Origin of the sequence: Pseudocolwellia antarctica (assembly GCF_049933045.1) — a bacterium.
In the GTDB taxonomy this organism is placed as follows: domain Bacteria; phylum Pseudomonadota; class Gammaproteobacteria; order Enterobacterales; family Alteromonadaceae; genus Pseudocolwellia.
Genome location: NZ_CP187926.1, coordinates 1301798 through 1319872, shown reverse-complemented (window position 1 = coordinate 1319872; position 18075 = coordinate 1301798). Strand labels below are relative to the sequence as shown.

At 33.8% G+C, this 18075-nt stretch carries 16 protein-coding genes; all 16 read right to left on the bottom strand.

Going from position 1 to position 18075, the window contains the following annotated elements; translation table 11 throughout:
* Nucleotides 1-58: 58 nt before the first annotated feature.
* Nucleotides 59-520: a GDP-mannose mannosyl hydrolase gene (locus ACPUVN_RS05750; RefSeq protein WP_426370159.1), complete on the bottom strand. Its 462-nt coding sequence runs from the start codon at nt 518-520 to the stop codon at nt 59-61.
* A gap of 514 nt (nt 521-1034) precedes the next feature.
* On the bottom strand, nt 1035-1994 hold the full coding sequence (fcl, locus tag ACPUVN_RS05745; protein WP_426370158.1) for a GDP-L-fucose synthase: 960 nt from the start codon (nt 1992-1994) through the stop codon (nt 1035-1037).
* 177 nt (nt 1995-2171) lie between these two features.
* Nucleotides 2172-2555 (bottom strand): GxxExxY protein, encoded by a 384-nt coding sequence (locus ACPUVN_RS05740; protein ID WP_426370157.1) that lies wholly within the window; start codon nt 2553-2555, stop codon nt 2172-2174.
* Between the two features lie 297 nt (nt 2556-2852).
* Nucleotides 2853-3974, bottom strand: a complete 1122-nt coding sequence (gmd, locus tag ACPUVN_RS05735; protein WP_426370156.1) for a GDP-mannose 4,6-dehydratase — start codon at nt 3972-3974, stop codon at nt 2853-2855.
* Nucleotides 3975-4012: 38 nt separating this feature from the next.
* The gene (locus tag ACPUVN_RS05730) at nt 4013-5251 is read right to left on the bottom strand and encodes a WcaI family glycosyltransferase (RefSeq protein WP_426370155.1); all 1239 of its coding nucleotides are present in this window, start codon (nt 5249-5251) and stop codon (nt 4013-4015) included.
* Nucleotides 5248-6165, bottom strand: coding sequence for a glycosyltransferase family 2 protein (locus ACPUVN_RS05725; RefSeq protein WP_426370154.1), 918 nt, complete (start codon nt 6163-6165; stop codon nt 5248-5250). Before ACPUVN_RS05725 ends, ACPUVN_RS05730 begins: the two co-directional genes overlap by 4 nt.
* Entirely contained in the window at nt 6158-6718 is a 561-nt protein-coding gene (locus tag ACPUVN_RS05720; RefSeq protein ID WP_426370153.1) for a putative colanic acid biosynthesis acetyltransferase, read from the bottom strand. The genes ACPUVN_RS05725 and ACPUVN_RS05720 overlap by 8 nt, the downstream gene beginning before the upstream one ends.
* Complete coding sequence (locus ACPUVN_RS05715) at nt 6715-7848, bottom strand: glycosyltransferase (protein WP_426370152.1); 1134 nt, start codon at nt 7846-7848, stop codon at nt 6715-6717. The genes ACPUVN_RS05720 and ACPUVN_RS05715 overlap by 4 nt, the downstream gene beginning before the upstream one ends.
* Complete coding sequence (locus tag ACPUVN_RS05710) at nt 7845-9020, bottom strand: hypothetical protein (protein ID WP_426370151.1); 1176 nt, start codon at nt 9018-9020, stop codon at nt 7845-7847. The genes ACPUVN_RS05715 and ACPUVN_RS05710 overlap by 4 nt, the downstream gene beginning before the upstream one ends.
* A 2-nt stretch (nt 9021-9022) precedes the next feature.
* Nucleotides 9023-10093 carry a glycosyltransferase family 4 protein gene (locus ACPUVN_RS05705; protein WP_426370150.1) on the bottom strand — a complete coding sequence of 357 codons (1071 nt, stop codon included), beginning with the start codon at nt 10091-10093 and terminating at the stop codon, nt 9023-9025.
* Nucleotides 10094-10096: 3 nt separating this feature from the next.
* Nucleotides 10097-10960: a glycosyltransferase family 8 protein gene (locus ACPUVN_RS05700; RefSeq protein WP_426370149.1), complete on the bottom strand. Its 864-nt coding sequence runs from the start codon at nt 10958-10960 to the stop codon at nt 10097-10099.
* Between the two features lie 37 nt (nt 10961-10997).
* On the bottom strand, nt 10998-12425 hold the full coding sequence (locus ACPUVN_RS05695) for an oligosaccharide flippase family protein (protein WP_426370552.1): 1428 nt from the start codon (nt 12423-12425) through the stop codon (nt 10998-11000).
* Nucleotides 12426-12463: 38 nt separating this feature from the next.
* On the bottom strand, nt 12464-13522 hold the full coding sequence (locus ACPUVN_RS05690; RefSeq protein WP_426370148.1) for a polysaccharide pyruvyl transferase family protein: 1059 nt from the start codon (nt 13520-13522) through the stop codon (nt 12464-12466).
* Between the two features lie 39 nt (nt 13523-13561).
* Nucleotides 13562-14533, bottom strand: a complete 972-nt coding sequence (locus ACPUVN_RS05685; protein ID WP_426370147.1) for a nitroreductase family protein — start codon at nt 14531-14533, stop codon at nt 13562-13564.
* 19 nt (nt 14534-14552) lie between these two features.
* The gene (locus ACPUVN_RS05680) at nt 14553-15905 is read right to left on the bottom strand and encodes a UDP-glucose dehydrogenase family protein (protein WP_426370146.1); all 1353 of its coding nucleotides are present in this window, start codon (nt 15903-15905) and stop codon (nt 14553-14555) included.
* A gap of 740 nt (nt 15906-16645) precedes the next feature.
* A complete protein-coding gene (locus tag ACPUVN_RS05675) occupies nt 16646-18052 on the bottom strand; it encodes an undecaprenyl-phosphate glucose phosphotransferase (protein ID WP_426370145.1) in 1407 nt (468 codons plus the stop codon).
* Nucleotides 18053-18075 lie beyond the last annotated feature (23 nt).

Sequence of the window (18075 nt, the reverse complement as noted above, 5' to 3'; positions counted from 1 at the left end):
TTATTGAATGTAGAAAGCGAAATAGTGAAATACCTATTTATGTTCGCAAGCTAAACATTTATTTAATTTTTTCAAAATACCACTTGGTATGTAGATGAACATTTTCATCTTCTAATAACGAATCAATTTCAAACCATTTATAACTGCCATGTTGAACATCTAGCGGCAGTTTTTCAAGTTCTGTATCTAAGGTTAATACATAAGCAATAGCCACATAATGTGTAGAAAATTCATCTCCAAATACATTATCGCTATAGAAATGATCAAACGGCCCTAATAGCTCTGCTTGATTTATGCTAAACGCTTGCCCTAATTCTTCTTTTGTAAGTCGTTTAAAAGCATCAGCCATAGACTCATCTTTTAAAATTCGACCTCCAGGGACAAACCAATTACCTTTAGCGGGTTTATTTAAACGCTCACCTAAAAGTGCTTGCCCATGTTTGTTTTTAACTACTAAATCAATAGACACCAAAGGCGTACTTTCAATCACTGTAGAAAACGTTTCTTTATCTAAAAACATATTTAAAACCTTGTCACCTAATTAAAAACAATTTAACCACCGAGAAGGTCAAATAATAAAGAAATAAAACACTATCAACGAATTACACGAATTGCTCGAATTAAAAAAAATTAACCACCGAGGGACTTCGTCCTCACCGAGAAAAGCAAGAGTAAAACAAAAAGATCATTCTTTTAATCCCTTGTCATTTATCCCTTATCACTTCTCTGTGTAGCGCGCAGCGCCTCTGTGTTCTCTGTGGTTAAATCTCTTTAATGCCTTAATTCGTGTCATTCGCGTAATTCGCTGACAAAAAAATTCACCACCCAGTTACACCAAGAAGGTCAAATAATAAAGAAATAAAAACACTATCAACGAATTACACGAATTGCTCGAATTAAAAACAAGCCAAAACATAAAAATATAATCGTCTAATACATTATCACTTCTCTGTGTAGCGCGCAGCGCCTCTGTGTTCTCTGTGGTTAATAGATCCGTTTACTTAGCGTAATTCGCTGACGATCATTCAAAACACTTACTTTCTAAAGTTATCTTGGTTATCTAAAAACCACTGGTAACTATGTGTTAAACCTTCTTCTAAACTAATTGAATATTCCCAACCTAAATCTTTAAGGCGGCTCACATCCATTAACTTACGTGGAGCACCATCTGGTTTAGTTGCATCGAACGAGATAGAACCTTCATAACCAGTAACTTTAGCTACAGTTTCAACCAATTCACGTATAGTACAATCAATACCTGTGCCTACATTAATATGGCTAAGCATTTCTTGTGTATTTGCTTCATACGTTTTTTTATCTAATTCCATTACATAAATAGAAGCTGCAGCCATATCATCTACATGCAAAAATTCACGCATTGGTTTGCCTGAACCCCAAGCAACAACTTCTGGTAAGTTATTTAATTTGGCTTCATGGAAACGGCGCAATAATGCAGGAATAACATGCGAATTTTCAGGGTGAAAATTATCATGAGGACCATACAAGTTAGTTGGCATAACTGAACGGTAGTTACGACCGTATTGTCTGTTGTACGATTCACACAACTTAATACCCGCAATTTTAGCAACAGCATAGGGTTCATTCGTAGGTTCTAAAGTCGCCGTTAACAACGCAGACTCTGTCATTGGTTGTTCAGCTAACTTAGGATAAATACACGAAGATCCTAAAAACAGTAAATCTTGAACGTTAGCTAAATGAGCACCATGTATAATATTACATTGGATCATTAAGTTTTGATGAATAAACTCGGCAGGATAAGTATTATTAGCAACAATACCACCCACTTTAGCTGCTGCTAAATACACTTCGTCTATATTTTCAGTTGCAAAAAAATCTGCAACAGCTTGCTGGTTTAATAAATCAAGCTCTTTACGTGAACGTAAAACCAGCTCTACATCTGCTTGTTTTTCTAACTGACGAACAATAGCAGAGCCAACCATACCGTTATGGCCAGCAACAAATACTTTTTTCATATAAAACCTTTTGAGAGATAATCAACGAATTACGCCAATTATTCGAATTAAAACCAAACACATAATCACAGATAAGTTCAAGAAAACAAATTAGCTATTCAGTTTCACTTAGCAACTTTAATTAAACTCGTGAAATCTGCGTAATTCGTTGATGATTACTAATCACTGAAACAGCACCTAAAAGTTATTAACAACTCTTTTACTTTGTAAAGAGCTTTGCCCAAAGTTAACCAATAAACCAAGTTTTAACTTAGTTACTTTCAAATAATTAATTAATTGAGATTTATGTACTGAACTTATTTCTGATAATGCTTTTAACTCAACTATTATTGAATTATGACAAACAAAGTCAGCAATATATTGTTTACTTAATACTTGCCCTTTATAAGTTATTTCCAATGACTTTTCGCGAACATAAGGAATGCTTCTGAGTTGAAACTCTGCTTCTAGAGCTTCTTGATAAACAGCTTCTAAAAAGCCACAACCTAATTCTCTATGTACTGCCATGCAAGCACCAATAATTTGGTAACATTCATCTTTAAGCATAATGTCCGCTTGCATCATAAAATCCTTTTCATAATAAAATCGTCTTTATTGGAGAATTGAAAACCAAACACATCAACCACAAAGAAGTTCAAGCAAACAACTATCACCGAATTACACGAATTTCTCTAATTATAAATATTAACCACCGAGTTGCTCGAATTAGAAAAAAACTAGAAAACAAATTAACCACAAGTTCCCTAGTCTCTTACATTTAATCACTTTTCCTTAATTCGTGTTATTCGTGTTATTCGCGAAATTCGTTGAAGATCCCTAAATGTTTGACTTTCATTCGTTGACGAAATGTCTTACTAATTATTCAACAGATACGTTTACGTTATGGCCATGAGCTTTTAATAACGCATGTTGCTTAGCTTTATCTAAATCATTAGCAACCATTTCTGCACACATTTCTTCAACTGTGATTTCTGGAGTCCAACCTAATTTTTCTTTCGCTTTAGTTGGGTCACCTAATAATGTTTCAACTTCTGCAGGACGGAAGTAACGAGGATCAACCTTCACAATTACATCGCCAACAGTAAGTGCTTGAGCATTATCGCCTTCAATAGCAGTAACAGTACCTACTTCATCAAGACCTTCACCTGAGAACTCAACTGTTACACCAACTTCTTTAGCTGATAAACGTACAAATTCACGTACAGAAATTTGCTTACCTGTAGCAATAACAAAATCGTCAGCAACATCTTGTTGTAACATCATCCATTGCATACGAACGTAATCTTTAGCATGACCCCAGTCACGTAAAGCGTCCATATTACCTAAATACAAACAAGGCTCTAAACCTTGAGAGATGTTAGCAATAGCGCGAGTAATTTTACGAGTTACAAAAGTTTCACCACGACGTGGAGACTCATGGTTGAACAAAATACCGTTACACGCATACATGCCATAAGATTCGCGATAGTTAACCGTGATCCAGTAAGCATACATTTTAGCTACTGCATAAGGTGAACGTGGGTGGAACGGCGTGGTTTCTTTTTGTGGGATTTCTTGTACTTCACCATAAAGCTCTGAAGTAGATGCTTGATAGAAACGTGTTTTCTTTTCTAAGCCTAAAAAGCGAATAGCTTCTAAAATACGTAAAGCACCCATAGCATCAACATCAGCTGTATATTCTGGACATTCAAACGACACTGCAACATGAGATTGAGCACCTAAGTTATACACTTCATCAGGTTGAACATCTTTTATAATACGCGTTAAGTTAGACGTATCACTTAAATCACCATAGTGTAAAAAGAACTTAGGGTTAACAGCATGCGCATCTTGATAAATATGATCAACACGCTCAGTATTAAACGACGATGCACGACGTTTTATACCATGTACTTCATAACCTTTTTCTAATAATAACTCAGCTAAGTATGATCCATCTTGGCCTGTTACACCGGTAATTAATGCTACTTTGTTAGACATGTGTCTTCCTTATAATTTAATTCTTATTAATACAAATATTATTTTTTAATTAACGTTTCTACGTCAATTAAAAAGTTATCTAAAATTTTATCTTTAGCTAAAAATCCATTTGCGAAAGTTCTAGCGACTTTATTGCATTCGTTAGTAGCACTTTCTAACAAATACGTTAACCCTTTAATAAACTCTTGAGTATTTTCTGGTTCTACACAATGAAAAATGCCCTCATGCTTTTCAGCTAATTTGCCTAATTCAGTATCAGCTTCAGTAGTTACTAATGCATGACCACCGACTGACAATATATTGGTTAACTTAGAAGGTAAAACAGCGTCTGCTGCACCCTTTTTTTGTACAACCAAATGAATATCAGCCAAAGCTAACATTTGCGGCACTAACTCCCATGGTTGTAACGGTAAAAATACAACATTATTTAACACTAACTTTTCAGCTTGCGATTTTAACACATCAACATGAGCACCAGCACCTACAAACACAAACTTAACGTTCGTATTACTCTCAAAATGCTTTGCTGCCTCTAAAACGACCTCAAGCCCTTGTTTTTTTCCTATATTTCCTGCATATAAAACTATTTTCTCTGACTCCGAAAAGCCCCATTCTTTTTTAAGTGCGGTACCGTCAGTTTCAGGCGTTACAAACTCTGTATCTGACCAGTTAGGAAAATAAATAATATTTTCGCGGTTAACACCTTTAGCTACTGCATTTTCAATCATACTGTAAGAGATGGTAGAAACCGCATCGAATCGTTTCATTAACCACGACTCAATCGATTTAATAAAAGAGGTAACTTTACTGTCATCCTCGCCCATCATACCTAAACCAAACATGGCGTCTATTTCAAAGTCTTGCACATGCATAATAGATTTAGCACCTGTTAACTTACAAAACAGCAATACAAAAGGTGCACAAAATAGAGTAGGTTGTACCAAAAAAACTACATCAGGCTTTTTAAATAATTGGGTTAATAAAGCAAAAGCAGAAGATATTGCAAAAGTACTTAAATGAATTAACCGTTTAATGGTCGAGACATTTTTAGGTACATATAAAGGGCAACGAATTACATTAACACCTTCCTTTTTCTCTGTTTTATATAAAAAACCAGAAAAACCTTCATGCACTTCCCATTCAGGGTAATACGGCGGCGCCACTATTACGTTAACATTAACACCACGTGTAACCAGTTCAAGGCACATTTCGCCGTTATATTTACCAATACCAGTAAGCTCAGGAGAATAATTAAGACTATTTAAAATTAGTTTCACTTGTAATCCTTTAAACAGTATCCACTTAGCTCTTCAAGTTTTTCAATTTTCTCAACTTTTGATTTAGCATTTATCCATTCACGCTCAACCTCAATACATTTTAAGTCTACTAATGCTCGATACCAAAAAGCCTGCATAAAATGATAAGCAAATCCTGTTGCACCATCCAAGAAACCTAGTTGTAAAATATAACGAAAATTAAAATAAACAAAAGGCCTTACAAAATAAGGAAGTTTCATATAGACAGACTGCTTAAGAAACCTTTTTAATCGAATAGAAAAACCAGTGGATTCAGAAATCTTAGAGTCTGATGATGGATCAAGCTTCTTTAACATTATATCTACAACTTCTCTAGTAGCATATTTGTTATGCTTATCAATAAACCAAGAAACTGAATTTAGATTATCATCTGAAAAACCACCTTCAAGTACACAAGAAGTACCTGAATCTAAAACAATATGTTCATCCATCCAGCGGAGTTCAACATGTGCTTTACCCGTTCTAAATAAACGCAACATAGGCAATGGATACCTACCACCGTATTTCACCCATTTTCCTAAGAAAATATGTTTACGATTAAAAATTGCGCCGTTATGGCCTGCACCATCTTGTTTGATAAAGGTATTAATATTATTAACAAGTTCTTTATCAATAGTTTCATCAGCATCTAACCTCAGAACCCACTCGGAATCTATTTTACAGTTATCTATTGCCCATTGGAATTGCTGCGCTTGATTAACAAAAGGGTTTTGAAACGTTTCAGCACCTTCTTTTCGCGCTATTTCACAAGTACCATCTGTCGAAAAAGAGTCGACGATAATAACTCGAGCATTTAATTCTATAACAGAATCTATGCATCGTTTTATATGCTTATCTTCATTAAATGTTAAAATAATTACTGTTAAATCACTCATTAAATTTAGTCCTTTTCTTTAATGCTTTAGCCGGATTACCGCCATATACAGTCCACTCTTCCGTACTTTTAGTTAATACTGCACGCGCTCCAACAACACAACCTAAATCTATAGCAACATTAGGCCCGATAAAAGCTTCGGCACAAATCCAAACATCATTAGAAACATTAATAGGAGCTAGTAATAATGGATGTAAAGGATCATTGTAATCGTGTGTACTAGCACAAAGATGAGCACCTTGACTTACAATAACTTTATCACCAATGGTAATTTTACCTTGGTTATAAACATCAACAAATGGCCCCAAAGTAGATTGAGAACCTATACTGAGGTTAGCAGGTAACCATATAGAAACTGATGGATAAATACGTGAAGTTGTTTGTAAGTTTGCTCCAAACAATTTCAATATAAAATTACGATATTTAAATAAAGGTACAGGGCTAAATCTAAAAAATACGATATATACAAAACGCCATATAACTCTTATCAATTTATTTTGAAGAGAAAAAGTAGGAGAAGTTAGCGTTTCTTTTTGTTTAGTAACCGAGCTCATAAACCATACATCCTATATAACTCCATATACTGATCGCATACAGTTTCCCAATTATATTTACTTTTAACATAATCATAAGAAGCTTGTGATAAATCTGATTTTTCTTTACCCGATAAATTGAGGAATTTGGTTATACTGTTAGTTATATCTTTAACATCTGTACCCGTATCAATAGCAATACCTTCTTCTATAGCGTCTGTCAGATTACAATGTTTTGACATTAATACAGGAATACCATAACTCCATGACTCTAATATTGTTAATGGGAGTCCTTCAGAAAAAGAAGGTAAAATAAAAGCATCAGAGTTTTTTAATAATGAATCTTTATCATTCCCAAAAATAGGTCCAACAAAGTTAAAGCGTTCACTTTTAGAACCTTTAATTGTATTAATAACAAGCGCTTCGTACTCGGGCTCCCCCCAACCAGCTATATTTAGAATAAATGGGGATTTATCATAATCAATTTGTGAAATATTATTAATGGCTTCAATCAAACCTAAAATATTTTTCTTTTCATGAAGTCTACCTAAATATGTTATTAAGGTAATTTCAGCAGCATTTTTTTGTAAGTATAAATTTGTATCAGGAATATCTATTCCATTTGGAATAATATGAATATTAGCATTAGGTAATACTTTTAAAATAGCATCTGCCTCTTGTGTATTTAAGGCATGAAATGCATTAGCCTTATTCCAACTGTATCCTTCATATAAAAATTTGAGCGTTTTTTTAAGTAGAGGGCCTCTACTTAAAATCCATGGATTTAACATTCCATGAGGCGATATAATTGTTGGTGTACGATTTGAGAATTTGGCAATATTTCCATAAAGCGTCGTTGCCATCCAAATCCCATGCAAGTGCACTAAAGATGACTCGTGAGAAAACGCATTTTTTACTAATCTAGGAGAAAAACCAAGGCGCTTTGGAGGAATCGCATTATAAATCTTTGAACTAAGATTCTTTAAATCGTCATTAGCATGATAAAGGCTCTCATCTTCATAATTAAGTGAGTTAAGTTCTATAATCGTATCTGGGTTACGTTTAGCTATATTACTATAAACATCAACAACTACTTTACCTACTCCTCCAGAAGAACGTGTTAGTGATGGAGTTATAATTTCTATTTTCATCGTACCTTCCCTTGTGCACACAGTTTAAAAAAGTTTAATGAATGGAATCCTAACTCCAAAAATAAAATCAAGTATAAAAATCGTGCAGCTGAACGCAGGTTATACTGGGGAATTAATATCGCCACATAAAAGATGAGGATTGCTTGAACAATACCTAAATAAGTTTTGCTTGTGATGTTTTTATTTATTTTACCTACTAAGAGGCCAAGAAAAACACAAAAACCAAGTCCCAAGGATACAGAATAAGCGAAAACCTCACCTAATGTACTATATGGTACGTTTACATTTATTCTATACTTCCAAAAAACATCTCTCCACCCAACTAAACTTCCAGGCAATGGATTTAAACTTATTAACACATCATTTAACTGCATCCATCCAGCTTGATTTAGCGTTTCTGCGAAAATAAAGTAAGTACTAGAAAAATTACTTATAATGCCTCTTAATACTTTGTCATAACTAAAATCTACATCTGTAAAGAAGTACTCTATAAATGGGAGAAAACCTTGTAAATTTAATCCTCTAAGCTGAAGTGATAATGTTAATAAAAAAGGCAATAATATTAACGATACAGATAAACTCGTACTAAACTTCTTACCTGCCCAACATGAACTTAATAAGAATAATGTTGGAGCAAGAGCAAATATACGACTGGCTTTAGAGAAAAAAGCTAGAAACACAATAAAAAATATAAATAAAGCAATATACTTCCAAGCATTTTTATTACTTCCATAAGTAAAACCTAGAGTAAAAATTGACAATAACCCAAACATACCAGCTAAAGCATAAAGGCTTGGTAAAAAACTAATTTCAACTCTGTACCCATAACGTTCAGGGAAAAACATCCAGCCTTGGAATATAAAGAAAAAAACAGCACAGAATAATGCAATATAATGACTATATTTGCCTAAGACAAAACGTATCTCATCCATATGCAATTCATTATTTTTAGTTATATTTAATTTTTTATCCGATGATAAATGATTAGACATAAAGTAAGCGAGAGCATAACTAACACTACCCATTAATAATAGGATCAGGGGTTCAAAAGTATTTGTCCGCAATGATAAAAAATCAAAATCACTAATGTCTGACAATCCTAAGATGTAAGTCAAATAACCTAAAATAGGAAAACCAAAAATAACAAAACCAATAAAATAAAATAGCATCATAATCAAACTTCATTTATAAGGTTAGAAAAAGCATTTACAACAGACTCGCCATTTAATTCTTTATATTTATTTAAAGAATTCTTAGCTAGACTATCCCAATCATCGGTATTTCCCATTTTTGCAATAGCTTGAGCCATAGATGAAGCATTGTTTCTTTCAAAAAAAACACCGCACTTTCCTTCTTCAACATAAGCAGGCTCAGGCCCCATATGAAGATTAAATGAATCATGAACTATAATTGGTAGCCCCATAGACATATAGTGAACTACACTAAGACCTGCATCACCAGGGTAAATACCACAAAAACAGGTTTTTGATACTTCTAGTATTTCCTCTTCTTCATATATAGCACCTAAAAAAACAATATTGGTATAGCCCGAATATTGTTTTTTATATACTTCAAAAAGTTCACCTTCACCTATCACCTTTAAGCGAATATTATTATTTGAATTACTTTTTAATTGTTGTAAAGCCTCTATTAGAAGATCTAACCCACAATCATTTCTTAACCTACCAACATATAAAATATCTTTACGCTCACTCTTACCAGTAAGTTCTTTTTCAGAGAGTGAAGTATTCAAAAATAAAGTGTTAGAGGCATAATGCAACTTCATTTTAAACCGAGGTAATACTTTAATAGTTTCATCTCTAGAGAAAGCGTTATAGCAGATATAAGCGTCGGCCAGTGACAATGCTGCTTTATACATTACCCTTTTAACGAAGCCCGCTCCATTATATAAACCTTGACCATGAAGAATTATTTTTTGACCTGTAAATAGTGACGACTTAATAAGTAACAACCATAGAGCTATATTGTTTAAGTTACCGTAAGATAAAATTATTGGGTGCTTAAGTTTTAACAAACCTGTTTGATAGAAAAAACGGCCAAACTTAAACTTAATAAAACTTGTTAAAGTATTAAAAGGGTAAGATTCAGCTGTATTAAAGCCTTCTTTGGCATCAGGTTTACACGCGACAACATCTAGGTCGTATATTTTTGATAATTGCTTAAAGAATTCAACTCTATAACTTGTAATAATAGGTTGAATAAAGGCTATTTTTTTAGCATTCATTTCTTACGATCCAAAATAATTTAATTTAACACTAGAATAAAATCCAATTAAATTATCAATTACGAATGAACGTTTGGTGATCATTTTTGATGATTTAAGCTTTCTATAATCTCGTGCGTAACTTAATGAACAAGAGTAATGCCATTGTTTATTAGTACCTGAAAAATGAACAATTATAGGTTCATTGATACCTACTTTATAATATCCATCAGTCTCTAATTTTTTTGCATTAAAAAACATCGAGAATTGTGCATTAAATTGTGAAGATAATTTGTGCCACTTGCCATTGAATACTTTATTTAGAGCATCCTGATCAGGCATTTCTAGGACATGTGCTTCGTTTTTAATTATATGAATTAATTTATTTTTAATATCATTATCTAACCACTGTTGCGTATTTATTAACATAACACCGGAGTTAAAATACCCAACATCTGAAGATAGATTTAATGATTCATAACGATTAAAAAATGGATTTGTAACTGCACCAATGTAATTATCATCTAAATCAAGTGAGAATAAGTGGTCAAGTTTGCCTTTTACTAAAATGTCGCAATCAAGATATAAAACAGTACTTTCATTTATTAGTTCGGGAATAAGTAACCTGTAATACATAGCTTTGGTAAAATGAGATATTTCTTTTAAACCGTCAAAATCTTTTATATCGATTTGATGCCAAACAACATCTACTTTCGATGTTATTAAGTTTAATTGTTCATCAAAAGCTTGGCTTCTTTTTTCATCGCTAATTACATGAAATACAAAAGATGCTGTATTACTATTTAAAATCGACTCTATAACTGATGGAACAAACAAAATGTAATTTCCATCGGCACAAAAACATATATGATTTGTTATTTGTTTCAATTTTTATCCTAAATAATTTATTTTATTCATGAGTATATTAAGCTGTTTTTTTCTTTAACTTTTTAAGTACATCAATTGTTTCAGCAACTCCAACCTTGTTAAATAATAGGTTAAGTAAGATATATACAAAAAGAGATAAAACACCAATAACACATAATCTGAAAAAATCACTAGATTTAACCATTGTTAAATCTACCAAGTTAAAATAGAAAAATATAAAAGCAACGATTCCAAAAGGTATGTACATTGACATAACAGACGATAACGTCTTTATAAAAGTGTAATTTAGTTCTTTTGCTGCCTTAAAGTATAGAGATAATCCCAATGTCCCTCTTTGAATTGCTACAGCATAAGCTGCACCATCTAGTCCAAAGTAACTTCCTCCTAGATATGCGCTCATAATTAATGTTGCTGCGTCGATAAAAAGAAATATAGTTCGATCGCGCCATTTACCTTTAGATTCGAGTAATGCCCCACCAAGCGGTGAAAGCATTTTTAAAGGTAGAGATATTGCCATAACTACTGCAACTAATATTGCCGAATCCCACTTACCATTCCATATATAACTGATTAAATAAGGAGAGAAAACGACCATACCTAAACATAAGATACCAGTTAGAAAAACTAAGGCTGCACTTGCTCTATTAAATCCATTAAGCACTCTTTTGTCGTCATCAATTGAAGAAAAAGACGGCATTAAAACACTTTGTATTCCCTGTGAAAGTAACATGCCGATATTAGCTGTTAGCATAAAACCAAAAAAATAATAACCTAACTCTTCTTCCGTAAATATATTTTCTAAAACTAAATAATCCCCTCTCAATGCAGCCCCAAGTAAGAATGCACCAATGAAAAGCCATTTGATCCCAGACCATATTTCGCTAAAATATTTAAAATTAGGCTTATTAATAACTCTAATCTCAGATAGATACCAATAGCTTACAAAGTTAAATATATAGGTGAACACTATAGCAAAGATGAAGCTGTATGCGCGTGCTCCAAAATATGCAAAGGCCATTAATATAAGGCCGTACCCAATAGCATTGTAAGTATCAATTTTAGATACATCTTTAAAGCGTAAATCAATATTAAGTTTAGCTTTAAAGATGCTTGATAAAGACATAAACGGAAGTGTAACTGATATAAAAATAACTAAGTTAAATAAGTTGTTTTCATTTGAATCGCTTCCCATAAAGCTTGAAAATACAAGTAACGTAATACTCCCTACAACAGCAAAGCAAAGCGAAATAAGTAATGCTAAAGGAAATAGTTTTTCAAATTTATTTTGTTTTTGTACAAGTAATCGGCCTAAGCCAGGATCTTGAAATCCTGAAACTAAAGCCATCAAACCTGTAATAACAGCAAAAACACCAAAATCTTCTACACTAAGAACATACCCTAAAAAGAACTGTGTTAATAAAGACATGGACTTACTTATAAGTACAGCAATAAAAACCCACAACATACCTGTAATTGTTTTATTGGATAAACTCATCTAAGAAGTTACTTCTTTTCAATACTTGTAAGTAGCAACTCTTTAGAATTGTTAACTAATTGAGAGAATGTTTCATGGTAAGAGTCTGTAAAAGGTAATTTTGAACATTCAATTAATGTTTCAACTGTTGCACTTTCGTCAACCATACGTGTTTCTTGATTAAACCAAGAAACCAACGAACTTACTTTTTGTTTTTTGGCTTGTGAACAGTATATAGCGAATGGCGTATCATTCTTTAGTGAAAATACAGCACCATGGAAAAGAGAAGTAAAATGAAACTTAGCATTTTTGATATAGCCAATCCATTCAATTGGTGTAGCACTAACTTCAATGTCTTCGTAGCCTGGGTATTGACATCCTACACTCACAGGGACCAACTTTAATTTTTTTGCTGTCTCAATCGCAAGCTCAACTTGAGCTTTTGATAAAGCACCTGAAATCATCATATAGTTATCTAAAGAAGGTAGTACAGGTTTAAAGTCGAAAAGGAAAGTTGGATCTACTACACGGCTTACATCAAAACCTTGATTTTTAACAAAGTCGAATGTGTATGGGTCTCGAACAAGAATACTTGAAAAATTAGCTAAACTATTTGTCATTGTTTGCTTTAATTCTTCACTTGGATTACCTGAGCCCATTGAAGCTGCATAACTCATTTTACGAGTGTTATTTGTTGGAAAGTCTAGGATATAAGCTGGTCTATATCCCATATAATTTTGAAAATTCCAAAGTTCATCACTACCACAAATAAGTAAATCGTAACTATTATACAAAGATTTTTTTAACTGTGATTCTGTATATAAAGATTTTTTACCAATTCTAGCCATAGACTTAATAGAAGACGCAAACATTTTTCTTTTGTTAAGTTCTAATTTAGCTTGTTTAATATCTCCCTTTAAAAGAGGTCTTAATATAGTCATGATTATACGAACTCTTGTTCGAATCGGCTTGTAGTCTACTACTTCAACTTCATGTCCTTGTGCTTCAATATAACGCTGTAAAGATGATGCTTGTAATTGAGCACCATAATTATTAATGTCGTGGTATGTTACTATCCCTATTTTCATTTCTTCTTCGCTCTTTGTAATATTTATTGTTTACTGTGTTTATTGAAAAGACGCTACTTGCTCAACATTTCTTCTAGGAGATACTGCTACGTCAAAATTGTCAGGTAGATTTCCAACAGCAATCATTGTAATAATCACTTCATTTTCAGGGATATTAGTATCATCTCTTAGTCGTTGGTCAGTTCTTGCTCCTTGGCTCCAATTCAGCATACATGAACCTAAACCGATAGAGTGGATTGCATAAACTAAGCTCATTGCATATAAACCACCATCTACATAACCTTGATTACGTTCTCCGGCTTTATAAAAGCAACTTAAATCTGAAGTTACAATCAAGATTGTACCTGCATCATGACCAAAACCTGCGTTACCATCTTGATGTTTAAGTACTTTTGCCATAGATTCTTTTTCATCGTAAACGTAAACTCGTGCACTCTGCCTATTACAAACAGATGGGGTTTTATTAGCTAATTTGATCACTCTCAACAATTCATCTTTAGACACTTTTTTATCTGAGTATTTACGTACACTGCATCTTAAGCCAAAGAAGTCTTCAGGAGACTCAGGTAATGATTTGCATATTTTTTCTTTAGATAAATTCAACACTCCAGTATTAATCTTTTCAGACTCAACCTGTAGCTCAGGAAATTTATTACATAAATTAGTAAATAATGATTTTTCAGACTCAACATCTACCTCATTAGTTTGGTGATAACTTAAAAGTGATGCAATAGATGAAGCAGCAGAACTTGCTGGGCCATCCACTCCATTTTGAGTGCAATATTCATTGATGAAGTTTGTTAATTGTACTATTTTTGATTTACCAAATCCTTTTCTAGGTTGAGGTAAAGCCATACCTTTCTCTAATGCATGAGCTAAACGATACATATGAGCTTGAGCTGTTAGTTTATTTTTATTTGGTTTAAATAAATGAGCGTACTTTGTAAATCGTTTAATATCACGACAGTAAGATAATAAAACGCTTAAAATTGTGGTTATAGTTTGTTTCACGTAAATTTCCTATTAATAACTAGTTAGCTAAACGACCAATCGACCAGTAATCGAAGCCTTTCGCTTTCATACGTGCTGGTTCAAAAAGATTACGCCCATCAAATACTACGGCTTCGCTTAATTCTTCTTTAACTGTATTGAAGTCTGGCGCTTTAAAGTTTTGCCATTCAGTACATACAACTAATGCATCTGCACCTTTAAGGGCTGATTCTTTAGTTCCCATTAAGCTTAAGTCGGCACGGTTCCCACAAATGCGCTGTGTTTCTTCCATTGCTTCTGGGTCGTATGCTTGAACTTTCGCTCCAGCTTTCCATAATGCATCCATTAATACTAAGCTTGGTGCTTCACGCATATCATCGGTGTTTGGTTTAAATGATAAGCCCCATAATGCAAAGGTTTTACCTTTAATTGCATCAGGATTTTCTGCTAAACCAAAGTGTTTAGAGATATATTCAAATAATTTATTCTTTTGAGCGTAGTTAACTGCTTCAACCGCTTTTAGTATTTGCGATTCGTAGCCAATACCATCTGCTGTTCTTACAAGAGCTTGTACGTCTTTAGGGAAACATGAACCACCGTAACCACAACCAGGGTAAATAAATTGGTAACCGATACGAGGATCAGAACCTATACCATGACGAACATTTTCAATGTTTGCGCCTACTCGTTCTGCGATGTTGGCCATCTCATTCATGAAGCTAATTTTTGTAGCCAACATACAGTTAGCTGCGTATTTGGTTAATTCAGCTGATTTGATGTCCATAACTATGATTTTTTCATGGTTACGGTTAAATGGTTCGTATAACTCACGCATTAACTCTTCAGCTTCTGTAGAGTCTGTTCCGATTACGATACGGTCTGGACGTTTACAATCAGCAACAGCTGAACCTTCTTTTAAAAATTCAGGGTTAGAAACTACTGAAAACGAAGGTGCTTTGCCTTGCTCAAATCTTGAGTTTAATACTTGTTCTACTTGAGCAGATACTTTATCTGCTGTGCCAACAGGTACTGTTGATTTGTCGATAATTACTTTAGGTGATGTCATGTAGGTAGCAATTGTTTCTGCTACTTTAAGTACATATTTTAGATCGGCTGAACCATCTTCATCTGGTGGAGTTCCTACCGCGATAAACTGAAGCTCACCATAATTCGCACCAAACTCTGCATCTGTAGTAAAAATTAAACGACCTTCTGCAAAGTTACTTTCAACCAATGGCGTTAAGCCTGGTTCGTAAATTGGTATAATTCCTTTTTTAAGATCGTCAATTTTATTTTGATCTATGTCTACACAACAAACGTCGTGTCCTGCGTCAGCTAAAACGGCAGCTTGTACTAAGCCTACGTATCCAATTCCATAAAAAGTAACTTTCATCTTGTTCTTGTATCCTTAAAATATTTAATTTAAGTCGTTAAACCTGTCAGCGAATTCCACTAATTTTTCGAATTAGGGATTAAGCTATAATACATCTTTCACCACGGAGTACACCGAGGGAAATTAAAATCTGTCAGCGAATTTTACTCATTTTTCGAATTAGGGATTGAGCCCTAAAACAATTTTTACCACAGAGTACACTGAGGCGCTTTGCGCTACACCGAGAAGTGATAAAACATTTAAGGGATTAGACACCTTAAAGGTTAAAACCTGTCAGCGAATTTCGCTAATTTATTGAATTAGGGATTGAGACCTAAAACAACTTTTACCACCGAGCACACTGAGGCGCTTTGCGCTAAACTGAGAAGTGATAAAACACTTAAGGGATTAAACACCTTAAAGGTTAAAACCTGTCAGCGAATTTCGCTAATTTATTGAATTAGGGATTGAGACCTAAAACAATTTTCACCACAGAGTACACTGAGGCGCTGCGCGCTAAACTGAAAAGTGATAAAACATTTAAGGGATTAAACACCTTAAAGGTTAAAACCTGTCAGCGAATTTCGCTAATTTATTGAATTAGGAATTGAGCCCTAAAACAATTTTCACCACAGAGTACACTGAGGTGCTGCGCGCTACACCGAGAAGTGATAAAACATTTAAGGGATTAAACACCTTAAAGGTTAAAACCTGTCAGCGAATTTCGCTAATTTATTGAATTAGGGATTGATACCTAGTTCCTAGTAAGCATTTTTGTCATTGAATGATCTAAATACTGTAAATATAATAATTTTCACGTCAAGCCATAATGTCCAATGACGTATATATTCTAAATCATATTTTATACGCATTTCCATTTTGTCTATGGTATCTGTTTCACCACGCCATCCGTTCACTTGTGCCCAACCTGTTATCCCTGGGCGTACTTTGTGGCGAAGCATGTAGTAATCAACTTCTTTGCGGTAAGATTCGTTATGCGCTACAGCATGAGGTCGTGGACCTACTACAGACATTCGGCCTTGCAATACGTTTATAAATTGCGGTAATTCATCTAATGAAGTTCTACGTAAAAATGCACCTAATGGAGTTATACGCGCATCACCTTTTGTGGCTTGAGTTACTACGTCTGAGTTTTCAGTTACTGTCATGGAACGAAACTTCCACACTTTGATTTTTTTACCATCAAGACCGTATCTATTTTGTTTAAATATAACTGGCCCTTTTGATGTTATTTTTACAGCTATCGCTATAAAAAATAGAGGTAATGATATAAGTGTAAGAATAGCCAGAGAGAATGCAATATCTTCAAAACGTTTAAGTGCTGCGTTACCACCACGCATAGGGTTGTCATACACGCTTATTGTTTGAATATTGCCAATGTGTGACATAGAAGCATTCATTAAGGTATACACGAATAAGTCTGGCACAAGTTGTACGTTAGCTGTTGTATCACCTAGTAATTGCAATATGTGTTTAATTCTTTCTTCTGCGATCATTGGAAGTGCTATATAAACCACATCGAATTCGTTGTTTTTAGCGCGTTCTACACCTTTTTTTATATCACCTTCAAGCCAAGCATGGTAAGTAGCGTCAATTCTTTCAGGAATTCGATCATCAAATACAGCAGTTAATCTAAAGCCGGTATCTGGGTTGTCTAATATTTGTTGTGCTAAACGTTGACCGGATTTTGTTATTCCAATAATAGCAACACTACGCGTGTTCATACCTTTTGTTCTGATTTTAGCTAAAAATCGGTTAAACAAAAATCGCCAGGTGATAAGTGAGATAATACCGGCACCAAACCATATAAAGGTAGCAATACGAGAAAAATCCGCGGATTGTTTAGTGAAGAACATATAGGTAATTACTATTATCGCTGCCAAAGCCCAAGAAATGAAAGTGTAAAACATAAGTTCATTAAAAAAGCCTGCACGCCATGAGCGATACAAAGCGAAAGATTCAGCTGTTAAGAAAAAACCGATAGAAGCAATAAGAGAGAGTTCGAAATATTCTTTGGTGTATGGGACAGAGTAACCATATAAGGCTACTATTAGCATAAGATGAATTAATGCTAAATCTATTAGTCGGTAAACAACAGCAAAAACATTGATGTTGTTTTTAATCATACCGTTATTATTATTGATCATATTACTACATATTCCATTAAACT